The sequence below is a fragment of the Streptomyces roseirectus genome, assembly GCF_014489635.1.
Lineage (GTDB): Bacteria > Actinomycetota > Actinomycetes > Streptomycetales > Streptomycetaceae > Streptomyces > Streptomyces roseirectus.
The window spans coordinates 5,124,771-5,139,094 of sequence record NZ_CP060828.1; the positions used below are offsets into that span (position 1 = coordinate 5,124,771).

The 14,324-nt window shown below is 71.5% G+C and carries 12 protein-coding genes and 3 tRNA genes; 7 read left to right on the top strand and 8 right to left on the bottom strand.

What is annotated here, in order from left to right; translation table 11 throughout:
• Positions 1-31 precede the first annotated feature (31 nt).
• The 4 genes from purD to IAG44_RS21670 all read left to right on the top strand — a co-directional run bounded on the left by purD (position 32) and on the right by IAG44_RS21670 (position 6,264).
• Positions 32-1,285, top strand: a complete 1,254-nt coding sequence (gene purD / locus IAG44_RS21655) for a phosphoribosylamine--glycine ligase (RefSeq protein ID WP_187748736.1) — start codon at positions 32-34, stop codon at positions 1,283-1,285.
• A gap of 332 nt (positions 1,286-1,617) precedes the next feature.
• Positions 1,618-3,519, top strand: a complete 1,902-nt coding sequence (locus tag IAG44_RS21660) for a hypothetical protein (protein ID WP_187748737.1) — start codon at positions 1,618-1,620, stop codon at positions 3,517-3,519.
• A gap of 174 nt (positions 3,520-3,693) precedes the next feature.
• On the top strand, positions 3,694-5,292 hold the full coding sequence (locus tag IAG44_RS21665; RefSeq protein ID WP_246561959.1) for a N,N-dimethylformamidase beta subunit family domain-containing protein: 1,599 nt from the start codon (positions 3,694-3,696) through the stop codon (positions 5,290-5,292).
• A gap of 72 nt (positions 5,293-5,364) precedes the next feature.
• Entirely contained in the window at positions 5,365-6,264 is a 900-nt protein-coding gene (locus IAG44_RS21670; protein WP_187748738.1) for a phosphoribosylaminoimidazolesuccinocarboxamide synthase, read from the top strand.
• Positions 6,265-6,307: 43 nt separating this feature from the next.
• Here IAG44_RS21670 and IAG44_RS21675 read toward each other — a convergent pair.
• The 8 genes from IAG44_RS21675 to IAG44_RS21710 form a co-directional block, all read right to left on the bottom strand.
• Positions 6,308-6,383: transfer RNA gene (locus IAG44_RS21675), tRNA-Gly, on the bottom strand.
• A gap of 23 nt (positions 6,384-6,406) precedes the next feature.
• Positions 6,407-7,015, bottom strand: a complete 609-nt coding sequence (locus IAG44_RS21680; protein ID WP_187748739.1) for a response regulator transcription factor — start codon at positions 7,013-7,015, stop codon at positions 6,407-6,409.
• Positions 7,012-8,241, bottom strand: a complete 1,230-nt coding sequence (locus tag IAG44_RS21685) for a sensor histidine kinase (RefSeq protein ID WP_187748740.1) — start codon at positions 8,239-8,241, stop codon at positions 7,012-7,014. Before IAG44_RS21685 ends, IAG44_RS21680 begins: the two co-directional genes overlap by 4 nt.
• Positions 8,242-8,254: 13 nt before the next feature.
• Positions 8,255-9,034 carry an ABC transporter permease gene (locus IAG44_RS21690; RefSeq protein ID WP_425508462.1) on the bottom strand — a complete coding sequence of 260 codons (780 nt, stop codon included), beginning with the start codon at positions 9,032-9,034 and terminating at the stop codon, positions 8,255-8,257.
• Positions 9,031-9,969, bottom strand: a complete 939-nt coding sequence (locus IAG44_RS21695; RefSeq protein WP_187752809.1) for an ABC transporter ATP-binding protein — start codon at positions 9,967-9,969, stop codon at positions 9,031-9,033. The genes IAG44_RS21690 and IAG44_RS21695 overlap by 4 nt, the downstream gene beginning before the upstream one ends.
• Positions 9,970-10,121: 152 nt before the next feature.
• Positions 10,122-10,194 (bottom strand) — tRNA-Gly (locus IAG44_RS21700).
• 80 nt (positions 10,195-10,274) lie between these two features.
• A tRNA-Gly gene (locus IAG44_RS21705) sits at positions 10,275-10,346 on the bottom strand.
• 135 nt (positions 10,347-10,481) lie between these two features.
• The gene (locus tag IAG44_RS21710; protein ID WP_187748741.1) at positions 10,482-10,799 is read right to left on the bottom strand and encodes a histone-like nucleoid-structuring protein Lsr2; all 318 of its coding nucleotides are present in this window, start codon (positions 10,797-10,799) and stop codon (positions 10,482-10,484) included.
• A gap of 293 nt (positions 10,800-11,092) precedes the next feature.
• Between IAG44_RS21710 and purS the strand changes: the two genes are divergently transcribed.
• From purS to purL, 3 genes are read left to right on the top strand one after another with little or no spacing between them, the layout of a single operon-like run.
• Positions 11,093-11,356, top strand: a complete 264-nt coding sequence (purS, locus tag IAG44_RS21715; protein ID WP_007383088.1) for a phosphoribosylformylglycinamidine synthase subunit PurS — start codon at positions 11,093-11,095, stop codon at positions 11,354-11,356.
• Positions 11,353-12,033 carry a phosphoribosylformylglycinamidine synthase subunit PurQ gene (gene purQ / locus IAG44_RS21720; RefSeq protein WP_187748742.1) on the top strand — a complete coding sequence of 227 codons (681 nt, stop codon included), beginning with the start codon at positions 11,353-11,355 and terminating at the stop codon, positions 12,031-12,033. Before purS ends, purQ begins: the two co-directional genes overlap by 4 nt.
• Positions 12,030-14,288, top strand: coding sequence for a phosphoribosylformylglycinamidine synthase subunit PurL (gene purL, locus IAG44_RS21725; protein ID WP_187748743.1), 2,259 nt, complete (start codon positions 12,030-12,032; stop codon positions 14,286-14,288). The genes purQ and purL overlap by 4 nt, the downstream gene beginning before the upstream one ends.
• Positions 14,289-14,324: the final 36 nt, after the last annotated feature.

Sequence of the window (14,324 nt, forward strand, 5' to 3'; positions counted from 1 at the left end):
CCCACCAACCCTCAGCGGTTACGCTGACCCCGTGAACGTCCTCGTCATCGGAACCGGCGCCCGCGAACACGCCCTGTGCCGCTCCCTGTCCCTCGACCCCGCCGTCACGGCCCTGCACTGCGCCCCCGGCAACGCCGGCATCGCCGAGGTGGCCGAGCTGCACCAGGTCGACGCCCTGGACGGCGAGGCGGTGACGGCGCTGGCGAAGAAGCTGGACGCGCAGCTGGTCGTCGTGGGCCCCGAGGCCCCCCTCGTCGCGGGCGTCGCCGACGCCGTGCGCGAGGCCGGCATCCCGGTGTTCGGCCCGTCGAAGGACGCGGCCCAGCTGGAGGGCTCGAAGGCGTTCGCGAAGGAGATCATGGCGGGCGCGGGCGTCCCGACGGCGCGCTCGTACGTGTGCACGACGCCGGAGGAGACCGCCGAGGCGCTGGACGCGTTCGGCGCCCCCTACGTCGTGAAGGACGACGGCCTGGCGGCCGGCAAGGGCGTCGTCGTCACGGACGACCTCGACGCGGCCAAGGCGCACGCGGACGCCTGCGAGCGCGTCGTCATCGAGGAGTTCCTGGACGGCCCCGAGGTCTCCCTCTTCGCGATCACGGACGGCGAGACGGTCGTCCCGCTCCAGCCGGCCCAGGACTTCAAGCGCGCGCTGGACGGCGACGAGGGCCCGAACACGGGCGGCATGGGCGCGTACTCGCCGCTGCCGTGGGCGGACCCGAAGCTCGTCCAGGAGGTCATGGACACCGTCCTGCAGCCGACGGTCGACGAGATGCGCAGGCGCGGCACCCCCTTCTCGGGCCTGCTGTACGCGGGGCTCGCGATCACCAGCAGGGGCGTGCGGGTCATCGAGTTCAACGCCCGTTTCGGCGACCCCGAGACCCAGGTCGTCCTGGCCCGCCTGAAGACCCCGCTGGCCGGCGTCCTGCTCGCCGCCGCGACCGGCACCCTCGCCGACCTGCCCCCCCTGCGCTGGAGCGACGAGGCCGCCGTCACCGTCGTGATCGCCTCCCACAACTACCCCGGCACCCCCCGCACCGGCGACCCCATCACCGGCCTCGACGAGGTCACCGCCGAGGACGCCCCGCACGCGTACGTCCTCCACGCCGGCACCCGGCGTGAAGGCACCGACATCCTCAGCGCCGGCGGCCGCGTCCTCTCCGTCACCGCCACCGGCGAGACCCTCACGCACGCGCGCGACCGCGCCTACAAGGCCGTCTCCCGCATCACCTTGGACGGCTCCCAGCACCGCACGGACATCGCGGCGAAGGCGGCGGCGCAGTCCTGACGCCGTCCCCCCCGCCGAACCCGCCGAACCCGGCGCACCCGGTGAACCCGAAGGGCTCCGCATCCGTCTCACGGTGCGGGGCCCTTTTCCGTCCCGGCCCCCCGGGTTCCGGTCAGCCACCTCTCCCCAAAGCCATTCCATCGAGTGACCGTCGCACCATCCGGCTGACGGGGATGGCCGCCCCAACTAGGGTGCGGGCCATGTGTTCAGGCGCCTGCCGAGGTTCCGGCACTTGGCCCACCGGCATTGCGATGTCAGTGGCGGGTGCCACAGTGGGGGAGTGAGCAGAGGCAGGCGGAAGCGAGCGAGCCGGGAGGGGGAGTGATGCGGGCATGAACGGCGGTTCGGTCGGTGTGGAGGCAGGTGCGCAGGCCGCGCGCGCCCGCGCCCTCGCGGTGCTGCGGATGCGCGGGCGCGCGCTGGGCGTGGCCCTGCTGCCGGCGGCGGCCGCCGTGATCCTGCTCGCCGGGGGAGGGACGGACCATCTGGTCGGCCCCGGCTGGGACCTCGCCCGCTGGATCGTCTCCGGCGTCGCCGTCGTCGTCCTGCTCGCCACCGCCGCGATCGCCCTGCTCGTCGCCCGCGCGCGCCCGGCGGTCAGCCCGACCGTCCCGGTCCCGGAGTCGGCCGCCCCCGACCTCTACCGCATGGTCCGCGACCTCGCCGACCGGCTCGACGTCCCCGCGCCCTCCGCGATAGCCCTGACGCCGGACTGCGACAGCTGGCTGGAGGACCGCACGCACCGGGCGCACGGCACCCCGGCCCCGCCCAGGGGCGACGAGGTCGCGGGCGGCGACACCCCGAGGCGGACGGCGACGGCACCGGTCCTCGTCATCGGCTCGCCCTTCCTGTGGTGGATGCGCGTCGGTGAACTCCGCGCGGTCCTCGCCCCCGTCGTCGCCGGCACCGGCCCCTCCGCGCACCCCGACATAGCCGCCGCCCGCCGCTTCGTCCGCGGGCTCGACGCGGCCGTCGCGGTCACCGCAGGCCGCTCCCCCCGCCTGCTCCTCGCGGGCGTCGGACACGTCGTACGGCTCCTGCTGCGCGCCTGCCGGACACACGCGGCGGAGATGGAGCGGGCGGTCGCGGCAGCCGCCGCCGAGCGCGCCCAGACGGTCGACTACGGCCTGCGCATCGTCGCCCAGGAGCAGGTGGGCCTCGCGTACGCGGGCTGGGACCGCCTCCTCACCCGGGTCGCGCTCCCCGCCTGGCGCATGGGCCGCTGGCCCTCCCGGCTCGACGCGGGCGTGGTCGCCGCCCTCACCGAACTCTCCCGCCGCGACCGCCTCGCCGAGGGCTTCGCCTCCCGCCTCGGCGAGCGCCCCGCCTGCGACCTCCTCGAAGAGCCCGGCACGATCGACGAGGCGGCCTCCCTCCTCGCCGCCCGCCTCTTCCACGGCGGCCCCACCGACCCCGGCCCCGACTGGTCCCCGGTGACCTGGCAGGACTACCCGGACGAGGTCGTCGACCGCAAGTGGCGCACCGACGCCTCCCGCCTCCACCGCACCCTCGACGCCCTCGGCGTCCGCCCCTCCCCGGCGACCAACGACCACCCCCACGCCCCGACGCTGGCGAGGGTCCTGGACCACTTGACGGAGGCCGAGGAACGCCGGCCGAACCCGCCGGGGGAGACCCCGGGGACGACAGGGCGGGCCACCATGGACGACACGGACGCCGGTGCGCCCGCGGGGCCGTTCACGCCGGACCCCTCCGAAGCCGCCGGGGACCCCGCACAGACGTCCGCGCCGCCCCCGTCCGAAGCCGTCGAAGCCGGCGAAGACTCCCCCCACCCCGACGACGCCGGCCTCTACCCCGAGGACCCCCCCGCCCTCTCCCCCCGCACCTCCGCCCTGGCCGCCCGCCTCAGCGCGGAACTCGCCCGCGACGAGGCCGCGACCCCCCGCCGGACGGCCCCGGACGCCACGCCGGGCCCGGACGCGGCCCTGTGGGACGACGCCGCGCTCCCCCTCTTCCCCCTCCAACCCCCGCGCACGGAACGCGAGTTGCTGGCCGACCACGTCACGGCGATGGTCTGCTGCGCGGCGATGGACACGGCGGGCGCGACGCCGGGCCTGGACTGGCTGGACGGCCCGGTCCTGCTGGTCGCCGGCGAGCGGGCCCCCGACCTGACCCCCCGCGTCCTGAGCCTCGTCGAGGACGGCGACCCCGAGCCCCTGCGGATCTGGCTCGTGGAGCTGGGCATACGTCCGGAGAAACCCCTCCGCCTGGTCTGACGCCGGAAGCGCGGATTCCTCTTCAGGCCAATTAGCGACGAACAGTGACTACCTACGCGCGTTATGTGATGTGCTGGGACCGATCGGGGTACATGGCAAGGTCCCCCGACATAGGACAGACACAGAGCGCGACCGCACGGCGCGACCACGGGGGCGAGCGGGAGGGGAGCGACCATGACGAAGAACCCGGACAAGAACGCACACCCGCCCACGCCGGACGACTTCCCCGTCCCGGACGACGACTACGCCCCCGAGGAAGACCCCACCCCCCTCCCGCCCCCACCCGGCACCCCCACCCCCCGCTGGCAGTCCGGCGCCCTCGCGCACGCCGTCTCCGACCCCTTCGCCCTCGGCCCCCTCCCCTGGCTGAGGGGCAGCGAGACCTACTTCGACGACACCGGCAGGATCGTCCCCTGGTACGTGGACCACCCCCCGCACCACACCCCCCGCGTCCCGCCCCCCAGGGACAGGACCTTCCCCACCGGCGCCCCCCGCTCGGCGGACGACGTGCACCGCCAGATCAAGGGCTTCACGGCCCAGGGCGCGGTCGCCCCCGGCGAGGCGATCGACTTCCACATCACGGTCGACCCGCCCCAGCAGTTCACCGTCGACGTCTACCGGATCGGCCACTACAACGGCGAGGGCGCCGCGAAGATCACCACCAGCCCCCGCCTGAGCGGCATCGTCCAGCCCCCGCCCCTCACGGCGGACCGCACGGTCTCCTGCCACCACTGGTGGCTCAGCTGGCGCCTCCAGGTCCCGGGCTACTGGAACGTGGGCGCGTACGTGGCCGTCCTGACCACGGTGGACGGCTACCGCTCCCACATCCCGTTCACCGTCCGGGACAACCGCCCGGCGGACCTGCTGCTCCTCCTGCCGGACGTCACCTGGCAGGCGTACAACCTGTACCCCGAGGACGGCCGGACCGGCGCGAGCCTCTACCACGCGTGGGACGCGCGGGGCCGCCTCCTGGGCGAGGCCGACGCCGCCACGACCGTCTCCTTCGACCGCCCGTACGCCGGCGCCGGCTTACCCCTGCACGTCGGCCACGCGTACGACGTCATCCGCTGGACCGAGCGCTACGGCTACGACATGGCGTACGCGGACGCACGGGACCTGCACGCCGGGAACGTCGACCCGACCCGCTACCGGGGCCTGGTCTTCCCCGGCCACGACGAGTACTGGTCGGCGAACATGCGCCGCACGGCCGAACTCGCCCGGGACAGCGGCACCTCCCTCGTCTTCCTGTCGGCGAACACCATGTACTGGCAGGTCGAGCTGGGCCCGTCCCCCTCCGGCGCCCCCGCCCGCCTGCTGACCTGCCGCAAGCGCAAGGGCCCCGGCAAGTCCCTCCTGTGGCGCGAGATCGACCGCCCGGAACAGCAGCTCCTCGGCATCCAGTACTCCGGCCGCGTCCCCGCCCCCCGCCCGATGACCGTCCGCAACGCCCACCACTGGCTGTGGGAGGCGACCGGCGCCCACGAGGGCGACGAGATCGAGGGCCTGGTCGCCGGCGAGGCCGACCGCTACTTCCCCCGCACACCCCTCCCGGAGCACGAGGAGCGCGTCCTGCTCGCGCACTCCCCCTACGGCGACGCCAGGGGCGTCCGCCGCCACCAGGAGACGTCCCTGTACCGGGCCCCCTCGGGCGCCCTCGTCTTCGCGTCGGGCACGTTCGCCTGGTCCCCGGCGCTGGACCGCCCCGGGCACGTCGACGCGCGCATCCAGCGGGCGACCGCCAACCTCCTGGACCGCATCTGCAAGCGGGACTGACCCGCCGACCCCGGCGCGGACCGTATACGGGAGAATCGAGTCACCTTTTATACAGATCCACGGGGAGGAACCGTGCCCGGTTTCGTAGTAAAGCCCGAACCCACCGAGGTTCCGGGCCTGGTGCACCTGCACACCGGAAAGGTGCGTGAGCTGTACCAGAACGAGGCGGGCGACCTCGTGATGGTCGCCAGCGATCGCACCTCCGCCTTCGACTGGGTGATCCTCAGCGAGATCCCCGACAAGGGCCGCATCCTCACGCAGCTCTCCCTGTGGTGGTTCGACCAGCTCGCCGACCTGGTCCCCAACCACGTGATCAGCACGGACGTCCCCGAGGGCGCCCCCGCCGACTGGGCGGGCCGCACGCTCGTCTGCAAGTCGCTCACGATGCTCCCCGTCGAGTGCGTGGCCCGCGGCTACCTGACCGGCTCCGGCCTGCTGGAGTACAACGCGTCCCGCACGGTCTGCGGCCTCGCGCTGCCCGAGGGCCTGGTCGACGGCAGCGAACTCCCCGCCCCGATCTTCACCCCGGCGACGAAGGCCGCCGTCGGCGACCACGACGAGAACGTCTCCTACGAGGAGGTCGCCCGCCAGGTCGGCGCCGACACGGCCGCCCAGCTCCGCCAGGCCACCCTCGCCGTCTACGGCCGCGCCCGCGACATCGCCCGCGAGCGGGGCATCATCCTCGCCGACACGAAGTTCGAGTTCGGCTTCGACGGCGACACCCTGGTCATCGCCGACGAAGTCCTCACCCCCGACTCCTCCCGCTTCTGGCCCGCCGCGACGTGGCAGCCGGGCCGCGCCCAGGAGTCCTACGACAAGCAGTTCGTCCGCGACTGGCTGACGTCCCCCGAGTCCGGCTGGGACCGCACGAGCGAACAGCCCCCGCCCGCCCTCCCGGACGAGATCGTCGAGGCGACCCGCGCCAAGTACATCGAGGCGTACGAGAAGCTGACGGGCCAGAGTTGGCAGTAGCGCATGAGAAAACCCCGGTCCGAACCCGGACCGGGGTTTCATCTGGAGCGGACGACGAGGCTCGAACTCGCGACCTCAACCTTGGCAAGGTTGCGCTCTACCAACTGAGCTACGTCCGCAGTGCGCCGAAGCGCGAGCCCAACTATACCCAACCCCGCTCCCGGGCGAGCCGCACCGCCGCATGCCGGTTCTCCACCCCCAGCTTCGACACGGCGGACGACAGATAGTTCCGCACGGTCCCCTGGGACAGCGACGCCCGCTCGGCGATCTCCGCGACCGGCGCCCCGTCGGCGGCCAGCTCCAGCACCTCCGCCTCCCGCGACGTCAGCGGCGAGTCCCCGGAGGAGATCGCGTCGGCCGCCAACTCCGGGTCCACGTACCGGTTCCCGGCATGCACGGTCCGGATGATCTCGGCCAGCCGCTGCGCGCTCACCGTCTTCGGCACGAACCCCCGCACCCCCGCCGCGAGCGCCCGCTTCAGATGCCCCGGCCGACCATGACTCGTCACGATCAGCACCCGGCACGAAGGCAGCTCGGCCCGCAACGATGTGGCGACCTTCACACCGTCCGCCCCCGGCATCTGAAGATCCAGCACGGCGACGTCGGGCTCGTGCGCCCGCGCCATGGCCAGCGCCTCGGGCCCGGTGGCCGCCTCGGCGACGATGACGAGGTCGTCCTCCAGCGACAGCAGCGCGGCCAGCGCACCCCGGATCAGATGCTCGTCGTCGGCGAGCAACACCCGCACGCTCATGAAACGCCCCTGTTCACAGAACCGACAGAACTCCCGGCCCCCACGGACAGCGGCACATCCGCCACGACCCGGAACACCCCACCCGGCACCAACCCCGCCTCCAACGTCCCGTCGACGACGGCAAGCCGCTCCCGCAACCCCGCGAGCCCCGACCCGCCCGTCCCGCCGCCGGCCCCGCTCGCCCCGTCGTTCTCGACGGTCAGCACGACCCGTCCGTCGGACACGGCGAGCCCCACCCGGCACCGCTGCGCGTCCCCGTGCCGCAGCACGTTGGTGGTGGCCTCCCGCACGACCCACCCCAGCACCGACTGCACCTCCCCGGGCAGCTTCCCGACGTTCCCCCGCACCTCGCACTCGATCCCGGCCGCGCTCAACACACCCTGCGCGCCGAGCAGTTCGACCCCGAGGTCCACCTCCCGGTACCCCCGCACCACTTCCCGTACCTCCCGCTGCGACTCCTGTGCGATCCGCTGCACCTCGATCATCTGCTCCACCGCCTCCTCCCGCCCCCGCCGCGCGAGTTGCACGGCCAGCTCGCTCTTCAGCGCGATCACCGCGAGGTTGCGCCCCATCACGTCGTGCAGATCCCGCCCGAACCGCAACCGCTCCTCGGCGACGGCGAGCCGGGCCTGCGCCTCGCGGGCGGAGTCGAGTTCGTAGACGGCGTTGATGAGCCAGATCGAGAAGACGCCGATGACCGCGCACAACGCGGAGGAGATCAACACGACGACGGCGACGACCAGCGCGGCGACCCAGGGCCGCCCCAGCGCCGGCAGCAGCACCGCCGTCCCGCCCGTGAATCCGCCGACGACCGTGTACATCTGCCGCCGCTCCCGCAGCCCGAAGCAGACGATGCCGGGACCGAAGACCATGACGACGCCGAAGATCCCGCCGGCGACGCTCTCCACGTCGTTGCCGGGACCGTACTTGCCGATCACGCTCGCCACGGCGCCGATCAGCGCGGTGAGCGCGCCGAACGCGTACAGCAGCCGCACGGGCTGGTCGCGCAGCCCCCGATGCCAGTCCAGCGACCGGAAGACGACGGCGACGACGCCCGCCGCGTGCAGCGCCGTCAGCCCCAGCATCAGGGGGCCGAGCGTCGGCCCCAGGCGGTGGACGGAGACCACGATGCTTCCGACCTCGATCACCCCGAACGAGCCGAACGACCACCGCATGTACGTGTCGAACTTCTCCGGCGTGCTCTTCCGCCCCCACCAGCCCCGCATGTTCTCCCGCTCCTCAGCGCCTCGGCTCCCACCGGAACCACCGCTGCACAGCAAACACGCCTCCGACGGTCCAGGCCACCCCGACCACGACCGCGAGCACCGCGTCGCCCCCGGACATGTCGCCCGTCCACCCGCCCCGGATCAACGTGATGGCCGGCGACAGCGGCAGCAACTCGAAGAAGGACGCGGCCCGTTCGGGAAAGACCTCCAGCGGCACGGCGACCCCGGAGAGGATCATCGAGACGAACAGGAACGGCATCGGAGTCACCTGCGCGCTCTCCGCCGTCTTCGTCAGCCCGGACGTCACCGCGGCCAGCGTCACACACACCGAGAACCCCAACACCACTCCCAGCAGCGCGAGATGAGGCGCCTCGGGCATGCCGAGGTCGACCAGCGCCATGGACCCGGCGATGAGGACGAACGTCTGGAGCAGCCCCGTCAGGACCATCGGCAGCGCGGTCCCGGCCAGGATCTCCGCGTCCCGCAGCTCCCCGGTGCGCAGCCGCTTCAGCACCAGCTCCTCGCGCCGCATCGTGTAGATCGCGGAGAGCGTCGTGTAGACGCCGAACAGCAGCGCGAACCCGATCCCGGCGGGCAGCAGCACCTGCCCGACGTCGAGCCCGGTCTCCTTCAGCATCTTGTCGTCCGTGAACGCCTTCAGGCTGAACGGCAGCAGCAACGGCACCAGCAGCGCCGTGACGAGCGTGCTCCTGCTCCGCACCAGCAGCGTGAACTCGGCCCGCGCGAGCGCCTTCAGCCGCCCGCCCGGCGTCGTCGTGGCGATCCCGCTCACACCGTCACCTCTTCCTTGCGCTCCGAGGCGATCCCGAGGAACGCCTCCTCCAACGAGGCCGACCGCACGTCCAGCCGCCCCAGTTCCACCCCGGCCTCCCGCGCCCACACGAGCACACCGGTGGCCGCCCGCTGCAGCTCGTGCGTCCGCAGCTTCACGACGTTCCCGTCGACGGTGTGCCCGGTCACCCCGAGTTCCCCGAGCGGCGGCAGATCCCCGACGAAGTACCCCGGGGGCAGCTCGAAGGAGATCCGGGACGGCTGCGAGGCGGTCACCTCGGCCGGCGTCCCGGCGACGGCGACGCTCCCGGCGTGCATGATCGCGAGCCGGTCCGCGAGCCCTTCGGCCTCCTCCAGGTAGTGCGTGGTGAGCAGCACGGTCGTCCCGGAGTCCCGCAGCTCCCGCACCAACTCCCAGGTGTCGCGCCGCCCTTCGGCGTCGAGCCCGGTCGTCGGCTCGTCGAGGAACAGCACCTCGGGCTTGCCGAGCAGCGCGAGCGCGAGGTCGAGCCGCCGCCGCTCACCGCCGGACAACTGCTTGACCCGGACGGTCCCTTTGGCGCCCAGCCCCACCAACTCCAGTGCCTCACCGATCGGTCGGGCCCCGCTGACGCACCCCGCCCACATCCGCGCCGTCTCCATGACGGTCAACTCCGAGGGAAATCCGCCCTCTTGGAGCATGACCCCGGTCCGGGGCCGGACGGCGGCCCGCTCGGCGTACGGATCGTGCCCGAGCACGCGCACCTGACCCCCGTCCGGCCGCGCCAGCCCTTCCAGCAGTTCGACGGTCGACGTCTTGCCGGCGCCGTTGGTGCCGAGCAGCGCGAAGACCTCCCCGCGGTCGACGTGGAAGCTCACCCCCCGGACCGCCTCGAAGCCGCCCCCGTACACACGCCGGAGGTCTGTCGCCTCGATCACGTGTTCTTTCGTCCCCATGGCGTTCATGCCTTCAGCGTCTCGTGAGGGGAGGGGGTGAGGCAGTGCGCGTTGTCACCACCCGGCATGACAAATGTCAGAAGCGGATCACAGAGGCAGGGCGCGAGGGAACGAAAATACCCCGGTCCGAATGGACCGGGGTCTTAACCCTGAGCGGACGACGAGGCTCGAACTCGCGACCTCAACCTTGGCAAGGTTGCGCTCTACCAACTGAGCTACGTCCGCACTGCATCCGACCGGCTCCCACCGATCGGCGCGAGCACCACCCTACCTGATCCACAAGCCAGACCGGTACGGCGATGCAGAGCGGGTGACAGGAATTGCACACTGCGCCTTCCCCCTGGAAGGGGGATGTTCTGCTACTGAACTACACCCGCACAACCTGCCTGGCCTGGATTTTTCTCCCGTGCCCGGCGGCGTGCTCCAGACATTAGCCGATCGGCAGGGGGGTAACGCAAGTCGGCTGCCCCCAGGCCCTCCTGAGGGTGCGGGCGGGGGCAGCCGGCCGGTGGCTACTGCGCCTCGGCGAACGCCTCGTACACCTTCTTGGGGATCCGGCCCCGGGCCGGCACGTCGAACTTGTTCGCCAGGGCCCAGGCCCGGACGGCGGACGGGTCGGGGGCGACCTCCGTCTGCTTGTACGCCTTGCCCGACCGGGACCGCTTGCGGCCGGCCTCCACGTACGGCGCGAGCGCCTTACGCAGTTTCTTGGCATTGGCTTCATTCAGGTCGATCTCGTACGACTTGCCGTCGAGCCCGAACGCGATCGTTTCCGCCGCTTCCGAGCCGTCGATGTCGTCAAAGAGAGTGACCACGACCTTCTGCGCCACGAATATCGGTCCCTTCGGCTGAAAATGCCAATTTTTTTGTCACGGTACAGCGCCTGGTAATAAAAAGTGAAGCCGACTAAATCTCCCCGCGTGTCAGCTGCGCAATACCCGCCGGGGGCCGAACAGGGATCTTTCCCGGAACTTTTCCCGAGCGCCACAGTCCGATACCGGATCGTGATGGCGATCACGTAGCTTCCTACAACTCTACCCGCGTAGAAATTTCGTACGGGTAGTCTGAAGACACCTGCCGGAACAGCCGCAGGAACCCAAGCACCACACCACCGGGAGTGCCCGTGGCACGCGTCGTAGTCGACGTCATGCTCAAGCCGGAGATCCTCGACCCCCAGGGCCAGGCGGTGCAGCGCGCACTGCCGCGTCTGGGTTTCGACGGGATCTCGGATGTACGTCAGGGAAAGCGATTCGAACTGGAAGTTGACGGACCCGTGGACGAGGCCGCCCTCGCCCGGATCCATGATCTCGCCGAATCCTTCCTCGCCAACACGGTGATCGAGGACTTCACCGTGAAGGTCGAAGAAGTCGCGGAGGCGGCCAAGTGACCGCTCGTATTGGCGTCGTCACATTCCCCGGCAGTCTCGACGACCGCGACACCCAGCGCGCGATCCGCCTCGCCGGCGCCGAACCCGTCGCTCTCTGGCACAAGGACAAGGATCTCCACCAGGTCGACGCCGTCGTCCTTCCCGGCGGTTTCTCCTACGGCGACTATCTCCGCGCCGGCGCGATCTCCCGTTTCTCCCCGGTGATGGAGACGGTCATCGAGCAGGCCAAGGCCGGCCTCCCGGTCCTCGGCATCTGCAACGGCTTCCAGATCCTCACGGAGGCCCACCTGCTGCCCGGCGCGATGCTCGGCAACAACCACCTGCACTTCATCTGCCGCGACCAGAAGCTGCGCGTCGAGAACGCGGGCACGGCGTGGACGTCCGACTACGCGGCGGGCCAGGAGATCCACATCCCGCTGAAGAACATGGACGGCCGCTACGTCGCGGACGAGTACACGCTCGACAAGCTGGAGGCCGAGGGCCGGGTCGTCTTCCGGTATCTCGACTTCAACCCCAACGGCTCCCTGCGGGACATCGCGGGCGTCACCAACGAGGCCGGCAACGTCGTGGGCCTCATGCCGCACCCCGAGCACGCGGTCGAACCGCTCATCGGCACCGGCCGCACCGACGGCCTCCCCTTCTTCACCTCGATCCTCAAGAAGCTGGTCAACGCATGAGCCGCACGCCTCTGGACACGGTCGAGAACGCGGCCGCGACCCCCGACGTCGAGCTGCCCTGGGCCGAACTCGGCCTGAAGAAGGACGAGTACGAGCGCGTCGTCGAGATCCTGGGCCGCCGCCCGACCGGCGCCGAGCTCGCCATGTACTCGGTCATGTGGTCCGAGCACTGCTCGTACAAGTCCTCCAAGGTCCACCTCCGCCAGTTCGGCGAGAAGGCCCCCCAGTCCGACGCGATGCTCGTCGGCATCGGCGAGAACGCCGGTGTCGTGGACGTCGGCCAGGGCTACGCGGTCACCTTCAAGGTCGAGTCGCACAACCACCCCTCGTACGTCGAGCCCTACCAGGGCGCCGCGACCGGCGTCGGCGGGATCGTCCGCGACATCATCGCGATGGGCGCCCGCCCGGTCGCCGTCGTCGACCCGCTGCGCTTCGGCGCCGCCGACCACCCCGACACCAAGCGCGTCCTGCCGGGCGTCGTCGCGGGCATCGGCGGCTACGGCAACTGCCTGGGCCTGCCCAACATCGGCGGCGAGGTCGTCTTCGACGCCTGCTACCAGGGCAACCCGCTGGTCAACGCCGGTGCCATCGGCGTCATGCGGCACGAGGACATCCACCTCGCGAAGGCGTCCGGCGCGGGCAACAAGGTCATCCTGTACGGGGCCCGCACCGGCGGCGACGGCATCGGCGGCGCGTCGATCCTCGCGTCCGAGACCTTCGACGACGCCAAGCCCTCCAAGCGGCCCGCGGTCCAGGTCGGTGACCCGTTCCAGGAGAAGCTGCTCATCGAGTGCACGCTCGAAGCCTTCGCCGAGAAGCTGGTCGTCGGCATCCAGGACCTCGGCGCGGCCGGACTCTCCTGCGCCACCAGCGAGTTGGCGTCCAACGGCTCCGGCGGCATGCGCGTCACCCTGGACGACGTCCCGCTGCGCGACTCCACCCTCTCGCCCGAGGAAATCCTCATGAGCGAGTCGCAGGAACGCATGTGCGCGGTCGTCGAGCCCGAGAAGGTGGACCGCTTCCTCGCCATCTGCGAGAAGTGGGACGTCATCGCCACGGTCATCGGCGAGGTCACCGACGGCGACCGCCTGGAGATCTTCTGGCACGGCGGCAAGATCGTCGACGTCGACCCGCGCACGGTCGCCCACGACGGCCCCGTCTACGAGCGCCCCTACGCCCGCCCCTCGTGGCAGGACGCGCTCCAGGCGGACGGCGCGGAGAAGCTGGCGCGACCGGCCGACTCCGCTGAACTGCGGGCGCAGGTACTGAAGTTGGTCGCCTCCCCCAACCAGGCGTCCAAGAGCTGGATCACCTCCCAGTACGACCACTTCGTGCAGGGCAACACGGTGCTGGCCCAGCCCGAGGACTCCGGGATGATCCGCATCGACGAGTCGACCGGCCTCGGCGTCGCGATCGCCACGGACGGCAACGGCCGCTACGCCAAGCTCGACCCGTACACCGGCGCCCAGTTGGCGCTCGCGGAGGCGTACCGCAACGTCGCGACGACGGGCGCGAAGCCGCTCGCCGTCTCCGACTGCCTCAACTTCGGCTCCCCCGAAGACCCCGCCGTCATGTGGCAGTTCGCCGAGGCCGTGCGCGGACTCGCCGACGCCTGCCAGCAGTTGGGCACGCCGGTCACGGGCGGCAACGTCTCCCTCTACAACCAGACGGGCGAGGCGGCGATCCACCCCACGCCGGTCGTCGCGGTGTTGGGCGTCATCGACGACGTCGCCCGCCGCACGCCGGTCGCCTTCCAGGAGGAGGGCCACCTGCTCTACCTCCTCGGCGACACCCGCGAGGAGTTCAGCGGTTCGGCGTGGAGCCAGGTCGTCCACGACCACCTGGGCGGCCTGCCGCCCAAGGTCGACCTGGAGCGCGAGCGGCTGCTGGCCGAGATCCTGATCTCCGCCTCCCGCGACGGCATGATCGACTCCGCCCACGACCTCTCGGACGGCGGTCTGATCCAAGCGGTCGTGGAATCGGCCCTGTTGAGCGGCCTCGGCGCCCGGCTGGTCGTCCCGGACGGCCTGGACGCGTTCACCTTCCTCTTCTCGGAGTCGGCGGGCCGCGCGGTCGTCGCCGTCCCCCGCTCCGAAGAGCTCCGCTTCACCGACATGTGCGGCGCACGCGGCCTGCCGGCCACCCGGATCGGGGTCGTCGACGGCGAAGAGGTGGAACTCCAGGGCGAGTTCACGCTCCCGCTCGCGGAACTCCGTGAGGCCCACGAGAACACGATCCCGGCGCTGCTGGCGTAGTTCTCCGAGCACAACGATCCGAGCACAACGAGAGGT

Coding starts and splice junctions, on each gene's coding strand:
- IAG44_RS21660 (WP_187748737.1), top strand. CDS start 1,618: ATGAACGGCGGTTCGGTCGGTGTGGAGGCAGGTGCGCAGGCCGCGCGC.
- IAG44_RS21665 (WP_246561959.1), top strand. CDS start 3,694: ATGACGAAGAACCCGGACAAGAACGCACACCCGCCCACGCCGGACGAC.
- IAG44_RS21680 (WP_187748739.1), bottom strand. CDS start 7,015: ATGAGCGTGCGGGTGTTGCTCGCCGACGACGAGCATCTGATCCGGGGT.
- IAG44_RS21685 (WP_187748740.1), bottom strand. CDS start 8,241: ATGCGGGGCTGGTGGGGGCGGAAGAGCACGCCGGAGAAGTTCGACACG.
- IAG44_RS21695 (WP_187752809.1), bottom strand. CDS start 9,969: ATGGGGACGAAAGAACACGTGATCGAGGCGACAGACCTCCGGCGTGTG.
- purL (WP_187748743.1), top strand. CDS start 12,030: ATGAGCCGCACGCCTCTGGACACGGTCGAGAACGCGGCCGCGACCCCC.